At 67.4% G+C, this 21,163-nt stretch carries 22 protein-coding genes; 13 read left to right on the forward strand and 9 right to left on the reverse strand.

The annotated features are described in order from the left end of the window. Nucleotides 1-14 precede the first annotated feature (14 nt). Nucleotides 15-1,403, reverse strand: a complete 1,389-nt coding sequence (gene glmU, locus NL2_RS10510; protein WP_068074571.1) for a bifunctional UDP-N-acetylglucosamine diphosphorylase/glucosamine-1-phosphate N-acetyltransferase GlmU — start codon at nt 1,401-1,403, stop codon at nt 15-17. A 61-nt stretch (nt 1,404-1,464) separates the two neighbouring features. Between glmU and NL2_RS10515 the strand changes: the two genes are divergently transcribed. Further along, nucleotides 1,465-2,136, forward strand: a complete 672-nt coding sequence (locus tag NL2_RS10515; RefSeq protein ID WP_068074574.1) for an HAD-IA family hydrolase — start codon at nt 1,465-1,467, stop codon at nt 2,134-2,136. Between the two features lie 87 nt (nt 2,137-2,223). Here the strand turns inward: NL2_RS10515 and NL2_RS10520 are convergent, their stop codons facing one another. Continuing rightward, nucleotides 2,224-3,663 (reverse strand): OprO/OprP family phosphate-selective porin, encoded by a 1,440-nt coding sequence (locus NL2_RS10520; RefSeq protein WP_068074577.1) that lies wholly within the window; start codon nt 3,661-3,663, stop codon nt 2,224-2,226. A 187-nt stretch (nt 3,664-3,850) separates the two neighbouring features. Between NL2_RS10520 and NL2_RS10525 the strand changes: the two genes are divergently transcribed. The 3 genes from NL2_RS10525 to NL2_RS10535 all read left to right on the forward strand — a co-directional run bounded on the left by NL2_RS10525 (nt 3,851) and on the right by NL2_RS10535 (nt 5,623). Then, nucleotides 3,851-4,759 (forward strand): SDR family NAD(P)-dependent oxidoreductase, encoded by a 909-nt coding sequence (locus NL2_RS10525; protein WP_068074948.1) that lies wholly within the window; start codon nt 3,851-3,853, stop codon nt 4,757-4,759. Between the two features lie 141 nt (nt 4,760-4,900). Then, entirely contained in the window at nt 4,901-5,278 is a 378-nt protein-coding gene (locus NL2_RS10530) for a response regulator (RefSeq protein ID WP_218006110.1), read from the forward strand. A 105-nt stretch (nt 5,279-5,383) separates the two neighbouring features. Then, nucleotides 5,384-5,623: a hypothetical protein gene (locus NL2_RS10535; protein ID WP_068074580.1), complete on the forward strand. Its 240-nt coding sequence runs from the start codon at nt 5,384-5,386 to the stop codon at nt 5,621-5,623. Here the strand turns inward: NL2_RS10535 and NL2_RS10540 are convergent. From NL2_RS10540 to purM, 3 genes are all read right to left on the reverse strand, one after another. Further along, nucleotides 5,620-6,798 carry an MFS transporter gene (locus NL2_RS10540; RefSeq protein WP_068074951.1) on the reverse strand — a complete coding sequence of 393 codons (1,179 nt, stop codon included), beginning with the start codon at nt 6,796-6,798 and terminating at the stop codon, nt 5,620-5,622. The two genes, NL2_RS10535 and NL2_RS10540, sit on opposite strands and share 4 nt — an antisense overlap. An 11-nt stretch (nt 6,799-6,809) precedes the next feature. After that, complete coding sequence (purN, locus tag NL2_RS10545; RefSeq protein ID WP_068074584.1) at nt 6,810-7,748, reverse strand: phosphoribosylglycinamide formyltransferase; 939 nt, start codon at nt 7,746-7,748, stop codon at nt 6,810-6,812. A gap of 110 nt (nt 7,749-7,858) precedes the next feature. Next, nucleotides 7,859-8,983, reverse strand: coding sequence for a phosphoribosylformylglycinamidine cyclo-ligase (gene purM / locus NL2_RS10550; RefSeq protein ID WP_068074587.1), 1,125 nt, complete (start codon nt 8,981-8,983; stop codon nt 7,859-7,861). 108 nt (nt 8,984-9,091) lie between these two features. Here purM and NL2_RS10555 point away from each other — a divergent pair, with 108 nt between their 5' ends. The 6 genes from NL2_RS10555 (at nt 9,092) to NL2_RS10580 (ending at nt 13,068) form a co-directional block, all read left to right on the forward strand. Beyond that, entirely contained in the window at nt 9,092-10,390 is a 1,299-nt protein-coding gene (locus NL2_RS10555) for a hypothetical protein (protein WP_068074590.1), read from the forward strand. Between the two features lie 3 nt (nt 10,391-10,393). After that, nucleotides 10,394-11,008, forward strand: a complete 615-nt coding sequence (locus NL2_RS10560; RefSeq protein WP_068074593.1) for an HdaA/DnaA family protein — start codon at nt 10,394-10,396, stop codon at nt 11,006-11,008. Between the two features lie 108 nt (nt 11,009-11,116). After that, complete coding sequence (gene epsC / locus NL2_RS10565) at nt 11,117-11,863, forward strand: serine O-acetyltransferase EpsC (RefSeq protein ID WP_068074596.1); 747 nt, start codon at nt 11,117-11,119, stop codon at nt 11,861-11,863. Between the two features lie 69 nt (nt 11,864-11,932). Continuing rightward, nucleotides 11,933-12,259: a DUF2794 domain-containing protein gene (locus NL2_RS10570; protein ID WP_068074954.1), complete on the forward strand. Its 327-nt coding sequence runs from the start codon at nt 11,933-11,935 to the stop codon at nt 12,257-12,259. A 13-nt stretch (nt 12,260-12,272) separates the two neighbouring features. Continuing rightward, complete coding sequence (locus NL2_RS10575; RefSeq protein ID WP_068074599.1) at nt 12,273-12,554, forward strand: DUF427 domain-containing protein; 282 nt, start codon at nt 12,273-12,275, stop codon at nt 12,552-12,554. 73 nt (nt 12,555-12,627) lie between these two features. Then, a complete protein-coding gene (locus tag NL2_RS10580; RefSeq protein ID WP_068074602.1) occupies nt 12,628-13,068 on the forward strand; it encodes a WapI family immunity protein in 441 nt (146 codons plus the stop codon). Between the two features lie 137 nt (nt 13,069-13,205). Here NL2_RS10580 and ndk read toward each other — a convergent pair whose 3' ends face one another. From ndk to NL2_RS10595, 4 genes are all read right to left on the reverse strand, one after another. After that, complete coding sequence (gene ndk / locus NL2_RS10585) at nt 13,206-13,628, reverse strand: nucleoside-diphosphate kinase (protein ID WP_068074606.1); 423 nt, start codon at nt 13,626-13,628, stop codon at nt 13,206-13,208. 293 nt (nt 13,629-13,921) lie between these two features. Continuing rightward, nucleotides 13,922-14,359: a DNA polymerase III subunit chi gene (locus NL2_RS10590; protein ID WP_068074611.1), complete on the reverse strand. Its 438-nt coding sequence runs from the start codon at nt 14,357-14,359 to the stop codon at nt 13,922-13,924. Continuing rightward, nucleotides 14,359-14,514: a DUF2256 domain-containing protein gene (locus NL2_RS20765; protein ID WP_084356029.1), complete on the reverse strand. Its 156-nt coding sequence runs from the start codon at nt 14,512-14,514 to the stop codon at nt 14,359-14,361. The genes NL2_RS10590 and NL2_RS20765 overlap by 1 nt, the downstream gene beginning before the upstream one ends. Nucleotides 14,515-14,533: 19 nt before the next feature. After that, nucleotides 14,534-15,988 carry a leucyl aminopeptidase gene (locus tag NL2_RS10595; protein WP_068074614.1) on the reverse strand — a complete coding sequence of 485 codons (1,455 nt, stop codon included), beginning with the start codon at nt 15,986-15,988 and terminating at the stop codon, nt 14,534-14,536. A gap of 99 nt (nt 15,989-16,087) precedes the next feature. On the opposite strand from NL2_RS10595, the gene NL2_RS10600 reads away from it, so the two are divergent. From NL2_RS10600 to pdxA, 3 genes are all read left to right on the forward strand, one after another. Continuing rightward, nucleotides 16,088-18,472: an LPS-assembly protein LptD gene (locus tag NL2_RS10600; RefSeq protein ID WP_068074617.1), complete on the forward strand. Its 2,385-nt coding sequence runs from the start codon at nt 16,088-16,090 to the stop codon at nt 18,470-18,472. 195 nt (nt 18,473-18,667) lie between these two features. Beyond that, nucleotides 18,668-20,032 carry a peptidylprolyl isomerase gene (locus NL2_RS10605; RefSeq protein ID WP_439646893.1) on the forward strand — a complete coding sequence of 455 codons (1,365 nt, stop codon included), beginning with the start codon at nt 18,668-18,670 and terminating at the stop codon, nt 20,030-20,032. Between the two features lie 52 nt (nt 20,033-20,084). Continuing rightward, nucleotides 20,085-21,098, forward strand: coding sequence for a 4-hydroxythreonine-4-phosphate dehydrogenase PdxA (pdxA, locus tag NL2_RS10610; protein WP_068074623.1), 1,014 nt, complete (start codon nt 20,085-20,087; stop codon nt 21,096-21,098). Nucleotides 21,099-21,163: the final 65 nt, after the last annotated feature.

Raw genomic sequence — 21,163 nt, forward strand, 5'->3', positions numbered from 1 at the left:
CTTGGCGCGTGCCGTCACCGCTTCTCCGCCTTCTTCTTCTTCATCGCGTCATGAAACCGGTCGGCCCAGCCCGGCTTGATCAACTGTTCGGCGCGGACCATGCGCAGTTCGCCGTCGGCCACGTCGCGCGATACCGCGCTGCCCGCCGCGACGATCGCATCGGCGCCGATCTTCACCGGGGCGATCAGCGCGCTGTTCGATCCGATGAACGCGCGTTCGCCGATGATCGTCTTGTGCTTGAAGTAACCGTCGTAATTGCAGGTGATCGTGCCCGCGCCGATGTTGGCACCGGCGCCAACTTCGGCATCGCCCAGATACGTCAGGTGGTTGGCCTTGGCGCCCTTGCCCAGTGTGGCCGCCTTCATCTCGACGAAATTGCCGATCTTGGACTTTTCTTCCAGCACCGCGCCGGGGCGCAGCCGCGCGAACGGGCCGACTTCCACGCCCTCGGCCAGCCGCGCACCGGCGATGTGGCAGAATGCGTGGATCGTGACGTGGTCGGCCACCGTCACCCCCGGCCCGAACCACACGTTGGGTTCGACCACCACGTCGCGGCCCAGCACGGTGTCCCAAGCGAACCACACGGTTTCGGGCGCGATCAGCGTGGCGCCGTCGGCCATCGCCATCGCACGGCGGCGCTGCTGCCAGCGGCCTTCCGCTTCGGCCAGTTCGGCGCGGCTGTTGATGCCCGCAACTTCATCCGCATCGTCGGTCACCACCACCGCGCAGCTGCGCCCATCGAGATTGGCGATGTTGACGATGTCGGTCAGGTAGTATTCGCCTTGCGCGTTCGCGTTGCCGACCCGCGCCAGCAGCGCGAACAGTTCGGTCGAGCGCACCGCCATCAGGCCTGAATTGCACAAGCCGCACGCGCGTTCGGCCTCGGTCGCGTCCTTGTGCTCGACCATCTTGACGATACGCCCGTCATCATGTGCCAGCACGCGCCCGTATTGCAGCGGATCGGCCGGCTCGAAGCCGAGCACCACCACCGCCGGCGCATCCGCCTCATGCAACCGGTCGAGCATCGCGCGCATCGTCTGCGGGCGCACGAACGGCACATCACCGTACAGGATCAGCACATCGCCGGAAAAACCCGCAAGCGCGCCTTGCGCCTGTTGCACCGCGTGGCCGGTGCCGTGCTGCGGATCCTGCACCGCGATGGTCGCGGTGTTGCCCAGCGCGCGTTCGAGCTGGTCGCGTCCGTGCCCGGCGACCACCACGGTGCGTTCGGGCGCAAGTTCGCCCGCCGAGCCAATCAGCTGGAGCAGCATCGGGCGCCCGGCGATGGGGTGGAGCACTTTGTGCACGTCGCTTTTCATGCGCGTGCCTTTGCCGGCGGCGAGGATCACGATGGCCAGCGCGGGGGCTGGCGGAGTGGCGGCAGCGGGAGTCGGTTCGGTCATGCGCGGCTCTGTGCCAGCAAATGCTTGCCGATTCCACAATCCAGCGGCAGGGCGCACCGGGATGGACTCATTTCCTTTTAGTATCGTCGGTTTCGACCTCGACGGCACGCTGCTCGACACCCGAGCCGACATCGGCGCGGCGCTCAATCATGCCCTGGAGATCGCCGGGCGCCCGCTTGTCCCGGTCGAGCATGTCGCCCGGTTGATCGGCGGCGGCGTAGGCCAGACGTTGCGCGCCGCACTCGCCGAATCGGGCGGGATCGTGGAGGCGGAGGTGCCCGCGCTCCAGGCCGCGCTGCTCGACTACTATGCGCAGAACATCGCGGTGCACACGCGGCTGTTCGCGGGCGGGGAGGCGATGCTAGCCGATCTGGCGGAGCGGGGCGCAAAGCTGGCGGTGGTCACCAACAAGCAGGAAGCGCTGGCGGTGCGGGTGATCGAGGAACTCGGCCTTGCCGACCATTTCTTCACGGTAATCGGCGGCGACACGATGGGTCCGGGCCGCGCCAAGCCCGCCCCCGACCCGATCCACGAGATGATCCGCCGCGCCGGGGATGCAGGCCGCGCCGCGTTCGTAGGCGATACGACATACGACATCGGCGCAGCGCGCGCGGCGGGCGTGCCGGTCATCGCGGTGCGGTTCGGCTTCCACGACGTGCCGCCCGACGAGCTTGGCGCAGACGCGGTCATCGCGCATTTCGACGAGCTGGTGCCCGCGCTGCAAGACTTGTGATTCCCCGCCAAGGCGGGGACCTCAGGCCTTGGCAAAGCTACCGTCCCGCCGCCTGAGGTCCCCGCCTTCGCGGGGACTCAGCTACAATCAGAAGTCGAACTGCGCGCGCATGCCCAAGGCGTTGGCGGTATAGTTCCTGGCCGCTCCGGCGGGAACCGCGGCATCGTCAATCCACACGTGCCCGTAGTTCACGATGAACCGCACGTAGTCGGTCGGGATCCACAGCAGCGAGGCACCCGCGATCTGCTGGCGCCCGCCGACGATCCCGGCGTCGTTGAGATCGAGCCAGTCGTAGCGCAAGTTCATCTGGATCGCGCCAAGCCCGCCTTTGTCCACGCCATTCTTCGGCCTGATCCGGTCATAGACGCCGCCCTTGTAGGCGGAAGAATCGCCCTTGGTCAGCAGCATGCCGACTTCGGCATAGCCGCCGTTGAACGTCGGGTTGGCCAGGCCCGAACGCGTCGCGGTCAGCCAGTGGCTTTCCGCCGTCGCGTGGAACGGGCCGATGATATACGCGCCTTCCAGCCCGAAGCTGCGCTCCCCGTCGGCGGTGAAGGCCTTGGTGTCGATCAGGCGCAAGTCGGTAGTGTGCAGAAACGGGCGGGCGTTGTAGCGCGCGGTCGCCTGCAGGTCCTTGAACTTGCGGAAATGCGCCGACCCGCCGAGGTGGAGCTGACCGCCGCCCACTTTGGGCATGAACACCACACGCCCGTCGATGCTGTAGCTATTGTCGGTGTCGCTGTTGAGCGTGGCGGCATCGTCGGTGAACACGCCACCCTGCACCAGCACGTCCTTGTCGAGCCAGGCCGCGCTGAAGCCAATGCGCCGTTCGAACCCGAACGCTGTGGAAAATGCCGCGCGTTCCTGGAAGCTGGTGAACAAGTCGGAGGTCATTTCCTCCAGCCCCCAGAACGGCTTTTGCTGGCCGGCCGTGAGCGTCAGCCGCGCGTTGGGCTTCCAGGTCAGGTACAAGTCGGTGAGGTTGACCGAACTGGCGGCGAAATCGGCTTCGACCCGATAGCCGAAGTTGCCGGGAATCGTGCCGTCAACGCCAAGGTAGGCGCGCCGGAATTCGCTGGCGAAGCCCGTTTCCTTGCTGCCCAGCGCCTTGGGGGCGCTCAACGAGCCGACGTCGATCTGCACCCTGCCACGCGGCTTGAAACTCCATGTGCCGGCCTTGGGATTCTTGGGATCGACCGCCGCTTCCAGCTTGGGCGCGCCGTCCCAGGTAATCTTCGTTTCAGGCTTCGCGCTGACGGTCGGCGCGTTGGCGGCCTGAGCGGCGGCGATCTGCGCGGGAACGGCGGCCACGGCGGTGCTGGCGGCATCGGCCCGCGCCTGGGCATTGGCCAGCTGGTTCTGCAACACCGAGATCTGGCCCTGCATCGCCTGCATCTGCTGCTGCATCTGCACGATCTGCGCCTGCATCGCCGCCAGATCCCTGGCATTCTGTGCGCTGGCGGGCACGGCCCAGCCCAGCGAGCACGACATGGCGACAAGCGAGACACGGCGCGCAATCATATTCATCCGAGACAATTCCCCATTGAGACGTTGCGCCGCCCTATGACGGTTTGGTTACACTTATTTGACGGTCCACTGACGGTCATGTCGCGAACGCCTCTCCTCATTTCCTAGAGAGTTGCCAGCCGCCGGGCAACGTGGCATCGGCGGCCCGGTTAATCGCCCGGTCAGGGCGCTGATCGTGGAGCTGACGATGACCATTTCCTTCCAAGACCGTGTCGCCATAGTGACCGGCGCCGGCGGCGGCCTGGGTCGCGCCTATGCGCTCGAACTCGCGCGGCGCGGCGCCAAAGTGGTCGTCAACGATCTGGGCGCATCGCGCGATGGCACCGGCCATTCGGATGCTGCGCTAAAGGTGGTCGAGGAAATCGAGGCGGCGGGCGGCACCGCCATGTCGAACGGCGGATCGGTGAGCGAATACGAACAGATGGCCGAAATGGTCGCCAAGGCCAAGGAAGCCTGGGGCGGCGTCCACATCCTGATCAACAACGCCGGCATTCTGCGCGACAAAAGCTTTGCCAAGATGGAGCCGGCCGATTTTGAGCTGGTGGTGAAAGTCCACCTGGTCGGTTCGGCGTTCGCGACCAAGGCGTGCTGGGACCTGATGCGCGAGCAGAACTATGGCCGCATCCTGATGACCGCATCCTCCACCGGACTGTTCGGCAACTTCGGTCAGGCAAACTACGGCGCGGCCAAGGCAGGCCTGATGGGCCTGACGAAGACGCTGTACCTCGAAGGCGCGAAGAACAACATCAAGGTCAATACGCTGGTGCCGGTGGCAGCCACGCGCATGACCGCCGACATTCTGCCCGAAGAAGCGTTCAAGCTATTCGCGCCCGAAAACGTCGCGCCCGCCGCGCTGTTCCTGGTGTCCGAAGACGCCCCCAGCAATGCCATCGTCGGCGCGGGTGCGGGCGCATACCACGGGGCCTGGGTTTCGATGAACGAACCCACCTTCCTGGCTCCCGCCGACCGCACCGTCGAAGGCGTGGCCGCGGCATGGAGCAAAATTGCCGACCGCAGCAGCGATTTCGTGCCCGCCTCGGGTTCGGAACAGAGCGGCGCGATCGTCGCCCTGATCCAGAAAGCCATGGCCGGCTGAACCCGGCGGCACAACGCCTCTGATCGTTGGGAAAACGCGGGAACCTGTGCTGACTTGATCGGTTGGCCCCGTACCGTCGATGATGCTCGAGCATTCGGGGGCTGAGAGACAATCTGTGCTCCCGCTCGGGTGGGAGGTCCAATGTTCGGCGCCAAGACCATACTGATCGTCGAGGACGAGACGCTGATCGCAATGGACCTGGCCGCCGCCGTCGTGGAGCTGGACGGCGAAGTGGTCGGGCCGCTGGCCACGGTGCGCGAAGCCCTGCTGCTGATCGACAGTCAGGTCGTGGCCGCAGCGATCCTCGACGCCCGGTTGCAGGATCGCGACATCACGCCGGTCGCGCTGCGGCTGGCGGAATGCGGCATTCCGTTCGTCGTCCACTCCGCCACCGGCCTGCCCACCGAAGTTGCCGCGCGGTGCCCCGACGTGCCCGTGCTGATCAAACCCACGCCCGCGCTGGCCGTGGTCAAACGGCTGTGGGACGAGATCCAGAAGCAGGGCAACGCGCCGGACTGAACCAGGGCGTCGCGGCATTTGCTGATGCCTGGCGTTGGTCGTTGACGCTTTTTCTTGGCCGCGCCCTGCAGTCACGCCTAAAGCGGCGAAAAGGGAGACAGCGCGATGATGGGAATGGGTGAGGGCGATTGCCCGATTGAATTCAACTTCGACCCGGCCACGTTCAAGATCGGCGATCTGGTCAGCTATCGCGTGACTGGCAGCCTGGAAGGCTTCCCGTTCGCGGGCAAGCTGGTCGAAGTGCACGACGACCACGTGGTGATCCTGCAGGACGAGAACGACCCGGCCAGCGCGATGCGTGGCACGCGCGAAAGCCGGCCCGTGGTGGATGAAAGCGAGATCTAGGCGGGTTCCGCCAGCCCGGGTTGCGCTGCGGCTTGCGCATACCAGTGCCGCAACATCAGCGTGATCGCTGAAACCGCCGCCAGCCCCAGCAGGATCGGCAGCCGGAACCCTGCCCCCAGTTGCAGCGCAGCCGCCGCGATCAGGCAGGCGCCGGCGCAACCGAGATCCCAGCCGCCCTCGGTCGCCATCGCGAAGCGCAGCACGCATGCCGATCGCTGCGCCATGCCGTACAGCGGGGATAGCAGCGCGGTGGCGGCCATCGGCGTGACCAGCGCGCCCAGTGCCGTCGCCCCCACCGCCGCCATGGGCGAGGCAAATGCCAGCGCCTTGATCGCGATCGCCAACGCCGCCGCGCCATAGGCCAGCACCAGCGTGCGGCGCCCCTCGCCGCTGTCGATCAGCCGACCGATCAGCAGGCTGCCCGCCGCCGCGACCAGCCCGGCCAGCGCCATGGCTCCGCCGAACGCTTCGAACCGTTCGCCCAGCGACACGAACAGCGCCATGTTCCACACCACCCCCGCGCATCCCGCATGCAGCCCTTCGGCAAAGTACAGGCGGCGGGCAAAGCGCGTGAGCACCACGGCAGACGGCGCGGCGGGCGCAACGTCGCGCACCACCGCCGGGTTGGGAGCGGTCAGCAGCGGCAGCGCGGCGGCGGCCTGCACCAGCGCGACGACGACGAAGCCGATGCGGGGGCCCGCCGATACCAGCAGCAACCCGCCGGTGATCGGCGCGACGATCGCGACGATCGCGGTCGCCGCCTGCTGGATGCTCACCTGCCGACCGCGCGCCGCGCTGTCGCCCACCGCCGAAACGAACGCATGGTAGCTGGTCCAGTAGAGCACGCTGCCCAGCCCCGAGACGAACAGGTAGAACCCCAACATCGGCCCGATGCCGGTGACCGACGGCAGCAGCAGATAGCCCACGGTCCGCACCGCCACGCCCAGCGCCAGCACGTTGCGCAAGCCCATCCGCTTGGCCAGCGGCAGCACCGCGCCGCGCAAGGCAAAGCGTGACAGCAGCAGCAGTGCAAAGCTCGCCAGCGCGAGCGGCACCGGCACGCCCTGCCTGACCAGGAACGCGTTCACGAAGAGCCCGCCGCTGTTTTCGGCAAACGATTGCAACGCAACGTGCGCGTAAACCTTGCGGATCGTGCTCTGGCCGGATGCTGCCATGACCGGGCGGTTCAGAAGTCGAGCATGGCGGCGAGGCGCCGGGGCGCGATCGCCCGCCAGCTGCGCGCGAGCCATTCGCCGATCGCATCCCAGTCGGTATCGCCCAGATCCAGCCGGATCGCGATCCAGTCGTTGCCGAAGTAGGCGGGCCGGTAATAGCGCGCCGGATCATTCTCGATCAGTTGCAGCTGTTCGTCGATGCCGCTGATCTTGACCAGCAGCGCGACTTTGCCGTCGCCGTGGTGATCGTTGGAAACATAGGCGAACTTCTTGCCTTTGATCACGCCGAAGCAGGGCATCCCGTGCGAGACGACTTCGTCGGCCTCGGGCAGCGCCAGCGCCCGTTCGCGCACGTTGTCGATCAGGCTGGCGGGGGAGCTGCACTGGCTGACCAGCGCGGCCAGGCAACGACCGTAGAGCTGGTGCTCGGCGATCAGCACCCGCGCGGCGAGCGTGTCGGCGGTATCGCCGGGCAGGATCGCCACCGCCGTCTGGCCCAGCAGCGGACCATCGTCGAGTTCCGCCGTCACGAGATGGACCGAGCAGCCGCCGTGCGAATCGCCCGCCGCCAGCGCGCGCTCGTGCGTGTGCAGCCCGGTATATTTCGGCAGCAGCGAGGGGTGGATGTTGATCATCCGCCCTTCCCACCGCGCCACGAACCCGGGCGAGAGGATGCGCATGTAGCCCGCCAGCGCGATCGCCTGCGCGCCCGCTTGCAATACTTGCGCTTCCATCGCCGCGTCGTGTTCGGCGCGCTTCATGCCCTGGTGGGGCAGCGCGAACGTCGCCACGCCTTCCGCCGCCGCCAGTCTCAGCCCGTCGGCATCGGGGTTGTTCGAGAGCACGAGCGCAATCTCGTAGGGGCAGTCGTCGGCCCGGCTGGCGTACAGCAGCGCGGCCATGTTGGTGCCGCTGCCCGAGATGAACACCGCGACGGGGGTGCGGCTCATGTCCGTGACCTCGATTTGTCATGCTGAACTTGTTTCAGCATCCATTCCTCCTGTCGCACGACCTGAGTCTGGGGCACGATGGATCCTGAAACAAGTTCAGGATGACGAAATCAGGCGTTGTGCGTCGCGTCCCACGGCGCGCGCGCGCTCCAGGTTTCGGTGCTGCCGGTCACGGTGCAGCCTTTGTCGCCCGCCACGATCGTGCCGATGCGGAACACCGTTTCGCCCGCCGCCGCCAGATCGCGCGACACGCCGTCCGCCTCGTCCGGCGCGACCGCCAGCACCATGCCGATGCCGCAGTTGAACGTGCGCGCCATTTCGCCGGGCTCGATGTTGCCCTGCGCCTGCAGGAACGCCATCAGCCGGGGTTGCTCCCAGCTGTCGGCGTCGATCCGGGCGTGCAGGCCCGCAGGCAGCACGCGCGGCACGTTCTCCAGCAGTCCGCCGCCGGTGATGTGCGCCAGCGCGTGGATGCGGGCGGGATTGCCGTCGTGCGGACGCACCAGTGGCAGCAGGCTTTTCACATAGATCCGCGTCGGCTCGATCAGGATGTCGATCAGCAGCCGCTCATTGTCGAACAGCGCCGGGCGGTCGAGCTTCCAGCCTTTGTCCGCCGCCAGCCGGCGCACCAGCGAATAGCCGTTGGAATGCACGCCCGACGATGCCAGCCCCAGCAACACGTCACCCGCCGCCACGGTGCTGCCGGTCAACTGTTCGCCGCGCTCTACCGCGCCGACGCAGAATCCCGCGAGATCATAGTCGCCCGAGGCATACATCCCCGGCATTTCCGCCGTCTCGCCGCCGATCAGCGCGCACCCGGCGATCTTGCAGCCTTCGGCGATCGAGGCCACGACTCGCTCCGCGACGCCGTTATCGAGTTTCCCGGTCGCGAAATAATCGAGGAAGAACAACGGTTCCGCCCCCTGCACGATCAGGTCGTTGACGCACATCGCGACCAGATCGATGCCGATCGCGTCGTGGCGGTCATGGTCGATCGCCAGCTTGACCTTGGTGCCCACGCCGTCGTTGGCGGCGACCAGCAGCGGGTCGGTGTATCCGGCGGCGCGTGGATCGAAAAATCCGCCGAATCCCCCCAGTTCCGCGTCGGCGCCGGGCCGCGCAGTGGCCTTGGCCAGCGGGCCGATCGCCTTGACCAGCGCATTGCCGGCGGCGATCGAGACTCCGGCGGCCTCATAACTGTAGGATTTGGGCGGCTGTTTGCTATCGGATGACATGGTGCGCAGCGCCTAACGCTTTACGGCTTGGATTTCCACGCCCGTTTCGGCAAAAGCGCGCGCGAAAGGTCGTCCCGGTTCCGGGAGGACCGATGAGAGGGTTTGTACTTGGTCGCGTTGCGCCTGCCGTCATTGCCGAAAGCGAACCGCAAGGCGGCGCTGGCCATTCTTTCCGCAAGCGCGGGCGCAGTCGCGCTGGCGCTGGCCGGGATCGTCGGCGTGCCCGCGCTGCTCGCGCAGATCGAAGGCGATCGCGGCATCGCGCCGGTCGCCAGCAACGGCGATATCGAGATCACCGGGATCGAGGTGGAAACCACCGGCGACACCGCCGAGGAAGCCCGCCAGGAAGGCTGGAAGCAGGCCCAGCGCAAGGCGTGGGAAAAGCTGTGGGCCAATTCGGGCGGGGGCAAGGCACCCGCCGTCGCCGACGAAACGATCGCCTCGGTGGTCTCCGCCGTCGAAGTGGAGCGCGAGCAGCTTGGCCCGCATCGCTACATCGCCACGCTGACCGTGGTGTTCGACCGCGCACGCACCGGCGAACAGCTGGGCAACCAGGGCGCCGTCGCGCATTCGGCGCCGATGCTGGTGATCCCGGTGCTGTATGACGGCGGCGTCGCCTCGGTGTTCGAGACGCGCACCCCGTGGCAAAAGGCTTGGGCCGAGTTCCGCACCGGCGGCAGCGTGATCGACTATGTCCGCCCCAACGGCGGCAGCAGCGATTCGCTGCTACTCACCGCCGGGCAGCTCGACCGGCGCAGCCGCGCGTGGTGGCGGCTGGTGCTCGACGAATTCGGCGCGTCGGACGTGCTGATGCCGATCGCCCGGCTCGACCGGCAGTGGCCCGGCGGTCCGGTGCACGGCACGTTCAGCGCGCGCTTCGGTCCGGACAACAAGTTCATCGGCAGCTTCACGATGACCGCGCCGAACGAGGCGGCGGTGCCGGCGATGCTGTCGCAGGCGATCGCGCGGCTTGACGGACTGTATGGCGGCGCGCTGTCTGCGGGCCAGCTGGCGCCCGATCCCACGCTCAACCTGCAGCAGCAGGTCGACCAGAACCTGATCAACCAGATCCTCGATACCGAGGCCCCTGCCCCGCGTGCCACCGGCCCGGCTGCCGTCGCGACCGGTGCCACGCCCAGCGCGAGCGCGAGTGCCAGCGCGGCGCCCGCCAGTGCGACCTACACCGTCCAGTTCGCCACTCCCGATGCCGATGCGGTCGACGCCGGCATGGCGGCGGTGCGCGGCGCGGCGGGCGTGCAGGGCGTATCGACCAGCAGCATCGCCATCGGCGGCACGTCGGTCATGCGCGTGACTTATGCGGGCGATCTCGATGCGCTGGCCGCCGCCTTGCGGTCTGCCGGGTTCAAGGTCACGCAAGGGGCCGGTGCGCTCAGCATCCGCAAGTAGGCGATGAGCCAGATTGCGCTGCCCCTGTCCGCCGGTTCCCCGGTGGCCGAGACGATCGTGGTCGGCCCGTCGCTGCAGCCGGTGCTCGACGGGCTGGCTTCGGCCGCCACCTGGCCGTTCCGCACCGCCGTGCTGGCCGGTCCGGCGCGATCGGGCAAAAGCCTCATCGCGCGGTGGTTCACCGCCTCCGGGCTGGGCGAGGCGATCGACGACGCGCACCTGATCGACGAGGCGGAGCTGTTCCACCGCTGGAACCGCGCGCAGGCCGATGGCACCCCGCTGCTGCTGGTCAGCGGGCAGGCCCCCGGCGCGTGGCGGATCGCGCTGCCCGACCTGGCCTCGCGGCTGGGATCGGCGCTGCTGCTCGAGATCGGCGCGCCCGACGATGAACTGCTCGGCGGGCTGCTGGAAGCGCATGCGGCGCGGCGCGGGGTGACGCTGGGCGACGGCGCACTGGCCTACCTGATCCCCCGGATCGAGCGCAGTCACGCGGGAATCGAGGCGCTGGTCGCAACAATCGACAGGCTGAGCCTTGAGCGCAAGGCGCCCGTCACCATATCGCTGCTGCGCGATGCCTTGGCGGAGCGTGGCGGGGAATGGCAACCGCGCCTGTTGTAGTATCGGTTCCAGCCTCGCGGCTGGGGGCGGTACGGAATCCCCCGCAAGGGGAAACAGACACGGGCAACACGCTTGCTTTGAACGACGAAAAGTGGAAGGTTTGCAGGCATGTTTGGCAAGCTGATCGGATATCTGGACTCGATCCGCGATCGCGATCCCGCGCCGCGCTCGCGCTGGGAAATCCTGCTGTATCCCGGCGTTCTGGCGGTGGGGCTGCACCGGGTCGCGCACTGGCTGTTTGACGGAAAGCTGTTTTTCCTCGCGCGGCTGGTCAACCATCTGGCGCGTTTTCTCACCGCGATCGACATCCATCCGGGTGCCAAAATCGGCAAACACCTGTTCATCGATCACGGCTTCACGGTGATCGGCGAGACGTGCGAGATCGGTGACAATGTCACGATCTACCAGTGCGTGACGCTGGGCGGCACCAACCCCACCAACGGCGTGCCGGGCAAGCGTCACCCGACGCTGCTCGACAATGTGATCGTCGGATCGGGCGCGCAGATCCTGGGGCCGATCATCGTCGGCCCCCGCGCGCGCGTCGGCGCCAACGCGGTGGTGACCGACGATGTGCCCGAAGGCGCGACGATGGTGGGCCTGAAGGCACGCTCCACGCTGGTGCCCGCCGAAACGTGGCTCAAGGACTTCATCCCTTACGGCACCCCCTGCAAGGAACCGTGCGAGCCGATCGGCAGCGCGCGGGTCGACGATCTGGAGGGCGAAGTGGCCGATCTGCGCCGGCAGGTCGCCGCGCTGATCGCCGCGCAGGCACCGGTTTCGGCAACCCCGATCGCCGAACCGGTCCCGGCCAATGGCGATGACGGGCCGACGCCACGCAAGCGGGGACGCAACTGACCCGTGCTGCGCGGATCCGAATTTGACGGCCCTGCGCAACCCGGCTCAGCCCCATCCGGTTCATCCCGCATCATCGCCTTCCCCCGCGCGCCGTTGCAGGTGGGGTTCGACCGGCCCGAACTGATGCGCATCCTCGACTTGTATGGCCGCATGGTCGCCGCCGGGCAGTGGCGCGATTACGCGATGGATTTCGGCAAGGACGCTGCCAGTTTCTGCGCGTTCCGCCGCACCGCCGAACGCCCGTCTGCCCGCGTTGAAAAGCGCCCCGCGCTGCGCGGCAAGCAGGGCATCTGGGCGCTGTACGGCGAAGCGGGCCAGGTCCTGAAACGCGGCCACGAACTGGCCAGCGTGCTGTTCCCGCTGGAGCGCAAGCTGCTCAAGGTCGTGGACGGGTAACGAAAGAAACATCATGGTCGAAGCACGATGGAATGGCACGCTGATCGCCAGCAGCGACGACACGGTCGTCGTCGAGGGCAATCACTATTTCCCGGCAGATGCGGTCAACGCCGCGCTGCTGCGCCCGAGCGCCACGACGACGGTGTGCCCATGGAAAGGCACCGCGCACTATCACAGCCTCAATGTCGACGGCGCCGAGAACCGTGACGCCGCCTGGTACTATCCCGACCCCAAACCCAAAGCCGAGGCGATCCGCGACCGCATCGCGTTCTGGAAAGGCGTTCAGGTCGGCTGAGGGGTAGGAGGCGATTAACCGCTTTAGGCAAAGCCCGATAGCAAGCGAACGAACGACATGGCATTGTCCAACGATGTCGAACAATCCCGATCTCTGCTTTCTCGGCTTTTCGCTATGGATTGATCAACGGGAGTACCCTGCTGCGTCTGATTATTTTGACGGAAACTGGCTGACGGTCCGAGCCCGGATGGAAGCGAGCGGCGCATATGTCGAGTGTGGCGGACCTGTCTTGATGACCACAGATATCAAGCAGTTTCGCGACGAACTGCTTGCAATGGTTGACACCTTGTCGGGTGAAGCCACGCTCAAGGGGTTAGAACCCGCGATAAGCGTTGTTTTGACGATGCAGAGGTTGGGGCGCGTTGAAGGGCTCATTGAGCTGACGCCTGACCATCTCAACCAACATCATCGGTTTACCGTCGAGGCAGACCAGTCCTATCTTCCCGAGCTTGTCCGGTCCTGCGACGCGATGCTTGAACGATTTCCAATCGTTGACGCAACTGCGCGGGACTGAGCCGATCGCAGTTTGGGTGGATGCGGAAGCCGACGCGCGATGTCGGCAACCGGCACTCCCCTCCCCGCCCCAACGAAAAAGGCCGCCGGATCGCTCCGGCGGCCTTCCTTTCAGGTTCAAGCTCGCGCGTGTGTCGGTTAGCCGACGATTTCTTCGGGCTTGAAGAAGTAAGCGATTTCGATGGCGGCGTTCTCGTCCGAATCCGAACCGTGGACCGTGTTGGCCTCGATCGATTCGGCCAGTTCCTTGCGGATCGTGCCGAGTTCGGCGTTGGCGGGGTTGGTGGCGCCCATGATGTCGCGGTTGCGCTGCATCGCGTTCTCGCCTTCCAGCACCTGCACCACGACCGGGCCGCTGATCATGAAGCTGACCAGCTCGCCGAAGAACGGGCGTTCCTTGTGCACGGCGTAAAAGCCTTCGGCCTGTTCGCGGCTCATGTGGATGCGCTTGGACGCGACCACGCGCAGGCCGGCTTCCTCGAGCATCTTGGTGACAGCGCCGGTCAGGTTGCGGCGGGTGGCATCGGGCTTGATGATCGAGAAGGTGCGGGTAACCGCCATGGGTTGTCTTCCTTGGGATAATGCGGGGGGATCTGCTGGGCGCGGCCCCTAGCGGGGAAATTGCTGCGCCGCAAGAGATGGGGGGATTTGGGGGTGCCCTGCCCGGTGCTGGCCGAGTCTGTTTATCCAGCCTCACGGCTGGAGGCGGCACCGGCCCGCTCCCCCTGCCCGACCACCCGACAGTGTACCTTAGGGGTGGCCGGGCAGGGGGAGCGGGCCGGTGCCGCGCGAGGAGACAGCTTGCTGGCTCCGGTCAACGCATTCTGACTCGAAGGGACGCCGGGTCAACGCACCTAAGGCCCCTCGATCCACCGTCCGCCGTCCTGTTTCCAATAGCGCCGCTCCACGCCCTCGCGCTTGCCCAGCGCGCTCCAGCAGGTGCGGGCCGCGTCGATGCGGTCGGGCGCGAACAGGAAGAACACGCGGGCAAAGCCATCGGCCGCGTCGCGCCACGCGCCGTCGGCCAGTGCGAGGAACTTGGCGCCGTTGGCAGGTTCGACCGCACCCGACAGCAGCACCGGCTGGCGCGCATCGTGCGCCCCGCCTGCGCTGCCATGCGCGAGGAAGCTGTCGGGCAGCTTCGCCCACAGCCCCTCGCTCACCCGCTTGAGCTGGTCGGGATCGTCCGACACCACCAGCAGCCGCTCGCCCGCGCCCAGCGTATTGCGCGCGATCAGCGGCAGCACGCCTTCCGCCGGATCGCGGGTCAGCTGGTAGAAATCGACGCGCATCAGGCCTTGTCGCCCTTCCCCGATTTGCGGCAGCGGTCGGAACAATAACGCACGCTGTCCCAATCCCGCGCCCACTTCTTGCGCCAGCTGAACGGCAAGCCGCAGGCCGCGCAGGTCTTGCTCGGCAAGTCCGCCTTGCGCCGCATCCTGGGCATCGCGCAGCGCTCGTCCGGATCAGCCTTCCAGGTTGTCGCGCACGTAACGGTCGAGCAGGCGCACGCCGTAGCCGGTGGCGCCCTTGTCCCACGTGGCGCCGGGCTTGTCGGCCCAGACCATGCCCGCGATGTCGAGGTGCGCCCACTTCACGCCCTTGTCGATATAGCGCTGCAGGAACTGTGCGGCGGTGATCGACCCGGCATAGCGCGGGCCGACGTTCTTCATGTCGGCGATCGGCGAATCGATCAGCTTGTCGTATTCGGGGCCGAGCGGCATCCGCCACAGCCGGTCACCGCTGGCAGTGCCCGCCGCGACCAGCTGTTCGGCCAGCGCATCGTCATTGGCGAAAATGCCGCCGTGTTCGCTGCCCAGCGAAATGATCATCGCCCCGGTCAGCGTGGCGAGGTCGACGATGGTGGCGGGCGCGTATTCCTGCTGCACCCAGGTCAGCGCGTCGCACAGCACCAGCCGCCCTTCGGCATCGGTGTTGATCACCTCGATCGTCTGGCCGGACATCGAGGTGACAACGTCGCCGGGGCGCTGCGCCGCGCCGTCGGGCATGTTCTCGACCAGCCCGCACACGCCGATCACGTCGGCCTTGGCCTTGCGCGTGGCGAGCGTGAGCATCGCGCCCGCAACCGCCGCCGCGCCGCCCATGTCCCACTTCATGTCTTCCATGCCGGCGGCGGGCTTGATCGAAATGCCACCGGTGTCGAACGTCACGCCCTTGCCGACGAACGCGGTGGGTTTATCTGCGGTTGCGCCCTTCCAGCGCATCGCCAGCAGGCGCGGTTCGCGCACCGAACCCTGGTTCACGCCCAGCAGCGCGCCCATGCCCAGCGCGGTCATCGCCGCCTTGTCGAGCACGGTGAACTCCACGCCCAGACTGCGCAGCCGGTCGCACCGCGCGACGAAGCTTTCGGGGAAAATGATATTGGCCGGCTCGGTCACCAGTTCGCGCGCGAACGCGACGCCATCGACCACCGCGCGCTCACGCGCCCACGCCGCTTCGGTGCCTTCGGGCGCGGCAATCGCCACGATCTCGGTCAGGGAGGGCTTCTGCTCGTCCTTCAGCTTGGTGCGGTACACATCGTGGCGCCAGCCGCGCAGCACCGCGCCCAGCAGCACCCCGGCGGCTTCGTCGGCGGTGACGCCGCTGCCGGTGAAATCGATGCCCAGCGCGGTTTCGCCCGAGGTCAGGTACTTGGCGGTGAGCGCGGCGCCGGCGCGTTCGAGCGCGGCGCTGCGGCCCTTGGCGGCGGGATCGCCGAACCCGGCCAGCACGTTGCGGCGCAGCCCGCCGTCGCCGGTGGTGAAGCTTTCGAACACCTGGCCGCCCTTGCCGGTGAACCGCGCAGCGGTGGCAGCTTCGCGCAGCAGCGCATCGCCGCCGTCGGGCAGGCGATCCTGCGCCACGAGACGGGCCTGCAGGCGCGGGCTGGACTGGTCCGATTCACGGAAAATCACGTTCATTCAAGGCTCCTGTCGGAAGTCTGCCACACCCGGGCCAAGAAGCCCCGGCCGCGAAATTGTGGGTTTGCAGTTAGGCCCCGCCGGTGCGATAGGCAAGCCATGGAACCCCCGCCGCGGCGGCTGCCGCAAGCCATTTCGCGATGCTTGCGCCCGCATAGCCTGCCTGGCGGAGCCGCCGGCATCGCCCTTTTGCTGATCTGCGCCCAGCCCGTGCTGGCGCGCGCCGCGCCGCGTCCGGCTGCCGTGCAGCCTGCCCCGCAGTCGAAGCTCGACCTGCCGCCGGGATCGCCCGCGCAAGTCTCGGCGCCGTCTACCGCTCCAGTTGCACCCGCTCAGGCGACACCTCCTTCCCAGGCGGCGGCAAGCACAGCCCAGCAGGGCGAGCAGATCCGCTTCGAGGCGGACAAGCTCCAGTACCTCAGCGATGCCGAACAGGTCACCGCCACCGGCAATGTCGTGCTGCGGCGCGAGGACCAGACGGTGCGCGCCGACGTGGTCACCTGGAACCGCAAGACCGGGCAGATCACGGCCAACGGCAACATCCGGCTGGTCGATCAGGACGGCAACGTCCTCTATACCGACAAAGTCGAGCTGACCGACCAGCTGAAGGCCGGCGCGATCGAGGACCTGCTGCTGGTCCTGCGCCAAGGTGGCAGGCTGGCCGCGCGCAGCGGCCTGCGCGACGATGCCGGGCACGTGGTGCTGCACAATGCCGCCTATACCGGCTGCGGGGTCGAGGATTCCAACGGGTGCCCCAAGAAGCCGAGCTGGGAAATCACCGCGGTGCGCGTCACGTACGACCCGGTGGACAAGCGGGTGAAGTACAAGGGCGCGGTGCTGCACTTGTTCGGGCTGCCGATCCTGCCGCTGCCCGGGCTGGGCCACACCACCGATTTTCGCGGCGAAACCGGACTGCTCATCCCCGACTTCCGGCTGAGCGCCTCGAACGGCGGCGAACTCAACGAGACGTACTACGTGCGCCTGTCGGACCGGCGCGATCTGGCGGTGACCGGCTATGTCTATACCGAAGCGCTGCCGATGGTTTCGGCCAAGTTCCGCGCGCTGACCGACCGGGGCGCATACCAGATAACCGGCTGGGCCACGCGCAGCGGACGCATCCCGCTGTCGAACGGCACCCTGCTGAGCCAGAACGATTTTCGCGGGGCGCTGGACATCAACGGCCGCCTGCAGTTGAGCGAGCACTGGAGCCTCAGCGGTTCGGGCCGCGTGGCGAGCGATCGCACCTTCCTGCGCCGTTACGACATCAGCCGCGACGATCGCCTGCGGTCGGCCATCAACCTCGAGCGGATCGACCAGGACAGCTATTTCAGCCTCGCGGCCTGGGTTACCCAGACGCTGCGGTCGGGCGATTCGCAGGGACTGGTGCCGATCGCCCTGCCCGCGCTCGACTATCGCCGCCGCCTGGCCGTGCCCGGCATCGGCGGCAAGCTGACGCTGGAGGTCAACAGCCTGGCGATCACCCGTACCGAAGGGCAGGACAGCCAGCGCGCGTTCGGCAAGGCGCAGTGGGACTTGCGCACCGTCACCGGCATGGGCCAGGTGGTGACGCTGACCGGGCTGCTGCGCGGCGATGTCTATCATTCGGACCAGAACGGCTTCACCACGGTGGCCGCCTATCGCGGCAATCCCGGCTGGCAGACACGCGGCATCGCGACCGCAGCGGTCGACGTGACCTGGCCGCTGATCGGCAAGGCGTTCGGCGGGACACACGTGCTGACCCCGCACGTGCAGCTGGTCGCCAGCCCGCCGATCCGCAACCTGGCCATCCCCAACGAGGATTCGCGCGCGGTCGATCTTGAGGATTCCAACTTGTTCGAGCTCAACCGCTTCCCCGGATATGACCGGGTCGAAGGCGGCGCGCGCGTGACCTACGGCGTGGACTGGCAGCTCAACCGCCCCGGGCTGAAAGTGCTGGCCACGGTCGGGCAAAGCTATCGGCTGAGCACGCAGAACTCGTTGCTGCCCGATGGCACCGGCCTGGCCGCACGCACATCGGATATCGTCGGACGGGCCGAAGTGCGCTTTCGCGACATCGTCAAGCTGACCACGCGCTTTCGGCTGGACAAGGACAACCTGACCGTCCGCCGCAGCGAGATCGACGCCACGATCGGCAACCACAAGACCTACATCGAGGCCGGGTATCTTTATCTCAACCGCAACATCGACCCGACGCTGGAAGACCTGCAGGACCGCGAGGAACTGCGGCTGGCCGGGCGTGTGGCGTTTGCGCGGTACTGGTCGGTGTTCGGTTCGGCGATCATGGACCTGACCAACAACACGATCAATCCGGGGCTGAAGACCGACGGGTTCCAGATGCTGCGCAGCCGCGCAGGCTTTGCCTATACCGACGATTGCCTCGACCTGTCGTTCACCTGGCGGCGCGATTATGTGACCACGGGCGATGCGACCAAGGGCAACACGTTCCAGATCAGCCTGGCCTTGCGCAACCTGGGCGTGCGCTGACCACAGTCAGCGGGATCACGCCGTTGCAACGCGTTGTGCATGCCCGGTTCGCGGGTTTTCCCCAGCCCTTTCCCCCGGCCGACAAACCCGCTATCGCCGCGCCACTCAGCTTCGGTTAAGCCGCGCAACGCGATTGCGCGGCCTGACAGGGGCGCCGTTTGCGTGCCGGATTGACAGGAATTCCCGATAGCCATGATGCGTTCGAACCGACTTTCCAGCACCATCACCCGCACGGCGATCGTCATGGGCTGCATCGCCACGATCGCGGCCGGTGCCACCGCGCAAGTGCCCGATGAACCTTCTGCCGGCGGCGCCAACGCGCCGCTGAACATCCCCGCCAACCCGACGATCTTCGGCAAGAGCGATCCCAACAACCGCCGCGCCACCGCCATCGTCAACGGCGAGATCATCACCGGAACCGACATCGAGCAGCGGCTGGCGCTGATCATCGCGGCCAGCGGCGGCAAGATCGCGCCCGACGAAATAGACCGCCTGCGCCTGCAGGTGCTGCGCAACCTGATCGACGAAACGCTGCAGATCCAGGAAGCCAAGGCCGCCACGATCGACGTGGGCGACGATGAAGTGCAGCAGACGTTCGACCGCGTCGCGCAGCAGAACTTCCAGAAGGACCCCGCCACGCTCGAGAAGTACCTGATCGGGCTGGGTTCGTCGTCGGCCTCGCTCAAGCGCCAGATCAAGGGCGAACTGGCATGGCAGCGCCTGCTGCGCCGCAACGTGCAGCCCTTCGTCAACGTGTCCGAAGGCGAAGTCCACGAGATGATGGACCGGCTGAAGGCGGCCAAGGGCACCGAGGAATACCGGCTGGGCGAAATCTTCCTTGCCGCCAACTCCGAAACCCGCACGCAAGTGAGCGCCAACGCGCAGAAGATCGTCGAGCAGATCAAGAAGGGCGGCAGCTTCGTCGCCTATGCCCGCCAGTATTCCGAAGCATCGACCGCAGCGGTCGGCGGCGATCTCGGCTGGATCCGGCTGGCGCAGCTGCCCACCGAGCTGTCCACCGCCGCAGCGGGGCTCCAGCCCGGCCAGCTGGTCGGCCCGGTGGAAATTCCCGGTGGCTTCTCGATCCTGTACCTGATCGACAAGCGGCAGGTACTCACCGCCGATCCGCGCGATGCGCTGCTGGCGCTCAAGCAGATCTCGATCTCGTTCCCCAAGGAAACCACCAAGGATCAAGCGACGGCGCGTGCGGCCAGCTTTGCCAGCGCGGTCAAGGAGATGAAGGGCTGCGGCGATGCCGACAAGGCCGCGCAGGCGATCGGCGCCACCGTGGTCGCCAACGATCAGATCAAGGCGCGCGACCTGCCCGGCCCGTTGCAGGAAACGCTGCTCAAGCTGTCGATCGGCGAAACCACGCCGCCGTTCGGTTCGATCGAGGATGGCGTGCGCGTGCTGATGCTGTGCGGGCGCGACGATCCGCAAGTCGCGTCCGGCCCCAGCTTCGACGAGATGATGAGCCAGATGCAGGACGATCGCGTCAACAAGCGCGCGCAGACTTATCTGCGCGATCTGCGCCGCGATGCGGTGATCGAATACAACTGATCGGTCCGGTTTATGATGCCGGCAGCGACGCGCTTCTGCTAACGCGGCCCGCATGAGCCTGCCCCCGCTGCGTCCGATCGTTGCCAGCATCGGCGATCCTGCCGGGATCGGCCCCGAACTGCTGTGCGCCGCCTGGGCCGCCCGCCATGTCGAACGGTTGCCGCCGTTCTGCGTGGTCGGCAGCTCCGCGCTGCTTGAGGCGGCGGGCCAGCGACGCGGACTGGCGGTGCCCATCCGCACCATCGGCGCCCCGCACGAGGCGCTGGGCTGCTTCGGCGAAGCGCTGCCGGTGATCGACCTCGGCGCGGCCGACTACACCCCCGGCAGCCCCACCGATGGCGGCGCGGCGCTGGCGCTACGCAGCCTGGAGACGGCGACATTCATCGCGCGCAGCGGGGTCGCCGCCGCGCTGGTGACCGCCCCCATCGCCAAGGCGCGGCTCGCGCGCGTCGGCTTCAGCCATCCCGGCCAGACCGAATTCGTCGCCGAGGCGTGCGGCGTGCTGGCGCGCAACGCGGTGATGATGCTGGCCGGTCCCAGCTTGCGCGTGGTGCCGATCACCGTCCATGTCGCGTTGGCCGACGTGCCGCGCCTGCTCACCACCGAACTGATCCGCGCACGCGGCACCATCGCCGCCGCTGCGCTGGTGCGCGATTTCGGCATCGCCCACCCGCGCCTTGCCGTGGCAGGCCTCAACCCGCATGCGGGCGAGGACGGACGCATCGGGCGCGAGGATATCGAGGTGATCGCGCCTGCGGTCGAGGCGCTGCGCGCGGCCGGGATCGACGCGACCGGGCCGCTGCCGGCCGACGGCATGTTCCACCCCGAAGCGCGCGCGCGCTATGACGCGGCGCTGTGCATGTACCACGACCAAGCGCTGATCCCGCTGAAAGTGCTCGATTTCGACAGCGGCGTGAACATCACGCTGGGCCTGCCGATCGTGCGCACTTCGCCCGACCACGGCACTGCATTCGCCCTTGCCGGCACCGGCCACGCGCGGGCGGGCGCGACCATCGCCGCGTTCCGCATGGCCGCCGAGGCGTCGGCGCGGCGGGCGCTGGCGTGATCCTCCACATACCCCCGTCCGCTTGTCCTGAGCGTGTCGAAGGACGCTCCCGGACCCTGGCGTTG

It is taken from the genome of Novosphingobium lentum NBRC 107847 (assembly GCF_001590965.1).
GTDB classification, from domain to species: Bacteria; Pseudomonadota; Alphaproteobacteria; order Sphingomonadales; family Sphingomonadaceae; genus Novosphingobium; species Novosphingobium lentum.

Coding starts and splice junctions, on each gene's coding strand:
- NL2_RS10540 (WP_068074951.1), bottom strand. CDS start 6,798: ATGGCAGCATCCGGCCAGAGCACGATCCGCAAGGTTTACGCGCACGTT.
- NL2_RS10560 (WP_068074593.1), top strand. CDS start 10,394: ATGAGCCAGATTGCGCTGCCCCTGTCCGCCGGTTCCCCGGTGGCCGAG.
- NL2_RS10590 (WP_068074611.1), bottom strand. CDS start 14,359: ATGCGCGTCGATTTCTACCAGCTGACCCGCGATCCGGCGGAAGGCGTG.
- NL2_RS10580 (WP_068074602.1), top strand. CDS start 12,628: ATGTCGAACAATCCCGATCTCTGCTTTCTCGGCTTTTCGCTATGGATT.
- NL2_RS10530 (WP_218006110.1), top strand. CDS start 4,901: ATGTTCGGCGCCAAGACCATACTGATCGTCGAGGACGAGACGCTGATC.
- epsC (WP_068074596.1), top strand. CDS start 11,117: ATGTTTGGCAAGCTGATCGGATATCTGGACTCGATCCGCGATCGCGAT.
- NL2_RS10535 (WP_068074580.1), top strand. CDS start 5,384: ATGATGGGAATGGGTGAGGGCGATTGCCCGATTGAATTCAACTTCGAC.
- NL2_RS10595 (WP_068074614.1), bottom strand. CDS start 15,988: ATGAACGTGATTTTCCGTGAATCGGACCAGTCCAGCCCGCGCCTGCAG.
- purM (WP_068074587.1), bottom strand. CDS start 8,983: ATGTCATCCGATAGCAAACAGCCGCCCAAATCCTACAGTTATGAGGCC.
- NL2_RS20765 (WP_084356029.1), bottom strand. CDS start 14,514: ATGCCCAGGATGCGGCGCAAGGCGGACTTGCCGAGCAAGACCTGCGCG.
- NL2_RS10515 (WP_068074574.1), top strand. CDS start 1,465: ATGGACTCATTTCCTTTTAGTATCGTCGGTTTCGACCTCGACGGCACG.
- glmU (WP_068074571.1), bottom strand. CDS start 1,403: ATGACCGAACCGACTCCCGCTGCCGCCACTCCGCCAGCCCCCGCGCTG.
- NL2_RS10520 (WP_068074577.1), bottom strand. CDS start 3,663: ATGAATATGATTGCGCGCCGTGTCTCGCTTGTCGCCATGTCGTGCTCG.
- purN (WP_068074584.1), bottom strand. CDS start 7,748: ATGAGCCGCACCCCCGTCGCGGTGTTCATCTCGGGCAGCGGCACCAAC.
- ndk (WP_068074606.1), bottom strand. CDS start 13,628: ATGGCGGTTACCCGCACCTTCTCGATCATCAAGCCCGATGCCACCCGC.
- NL2_RS10575 (WP_068074599.1), top strand. CDS start 12,273: ATGGTCGAAGCACGATGGAATGGCACGCTGATCGCCAGCAGCGACGAC.
- NL2_RS10525 (WP_068074948.1), top strand. CDS start 3,851: ATGACCATTTCCTTCCAAGACCGTGTCGCCATAGTGACCGGCGCCGGC.
- NL2_RS10600 (WP_068074617.1), top strand. CDS start 16,088: ATGGAACCCCCGCCGCGGCGGCTGCCGCAAGCCATTTCGCGATGCTTG.
- NL2_RS10605 (WP_439646893.1), top strand. CDS start 18,668: ATGCGTTCGAACCGACTTTCCAGCACCATCACCCGCACGGCGATCGTC.
- pdxA (WP_068074623.1), top strand. CDS start 20,085: ATGAGCCTGCCCCCGCTGCGTCCGATCGTTGCCAGCATCGGCGATCCT.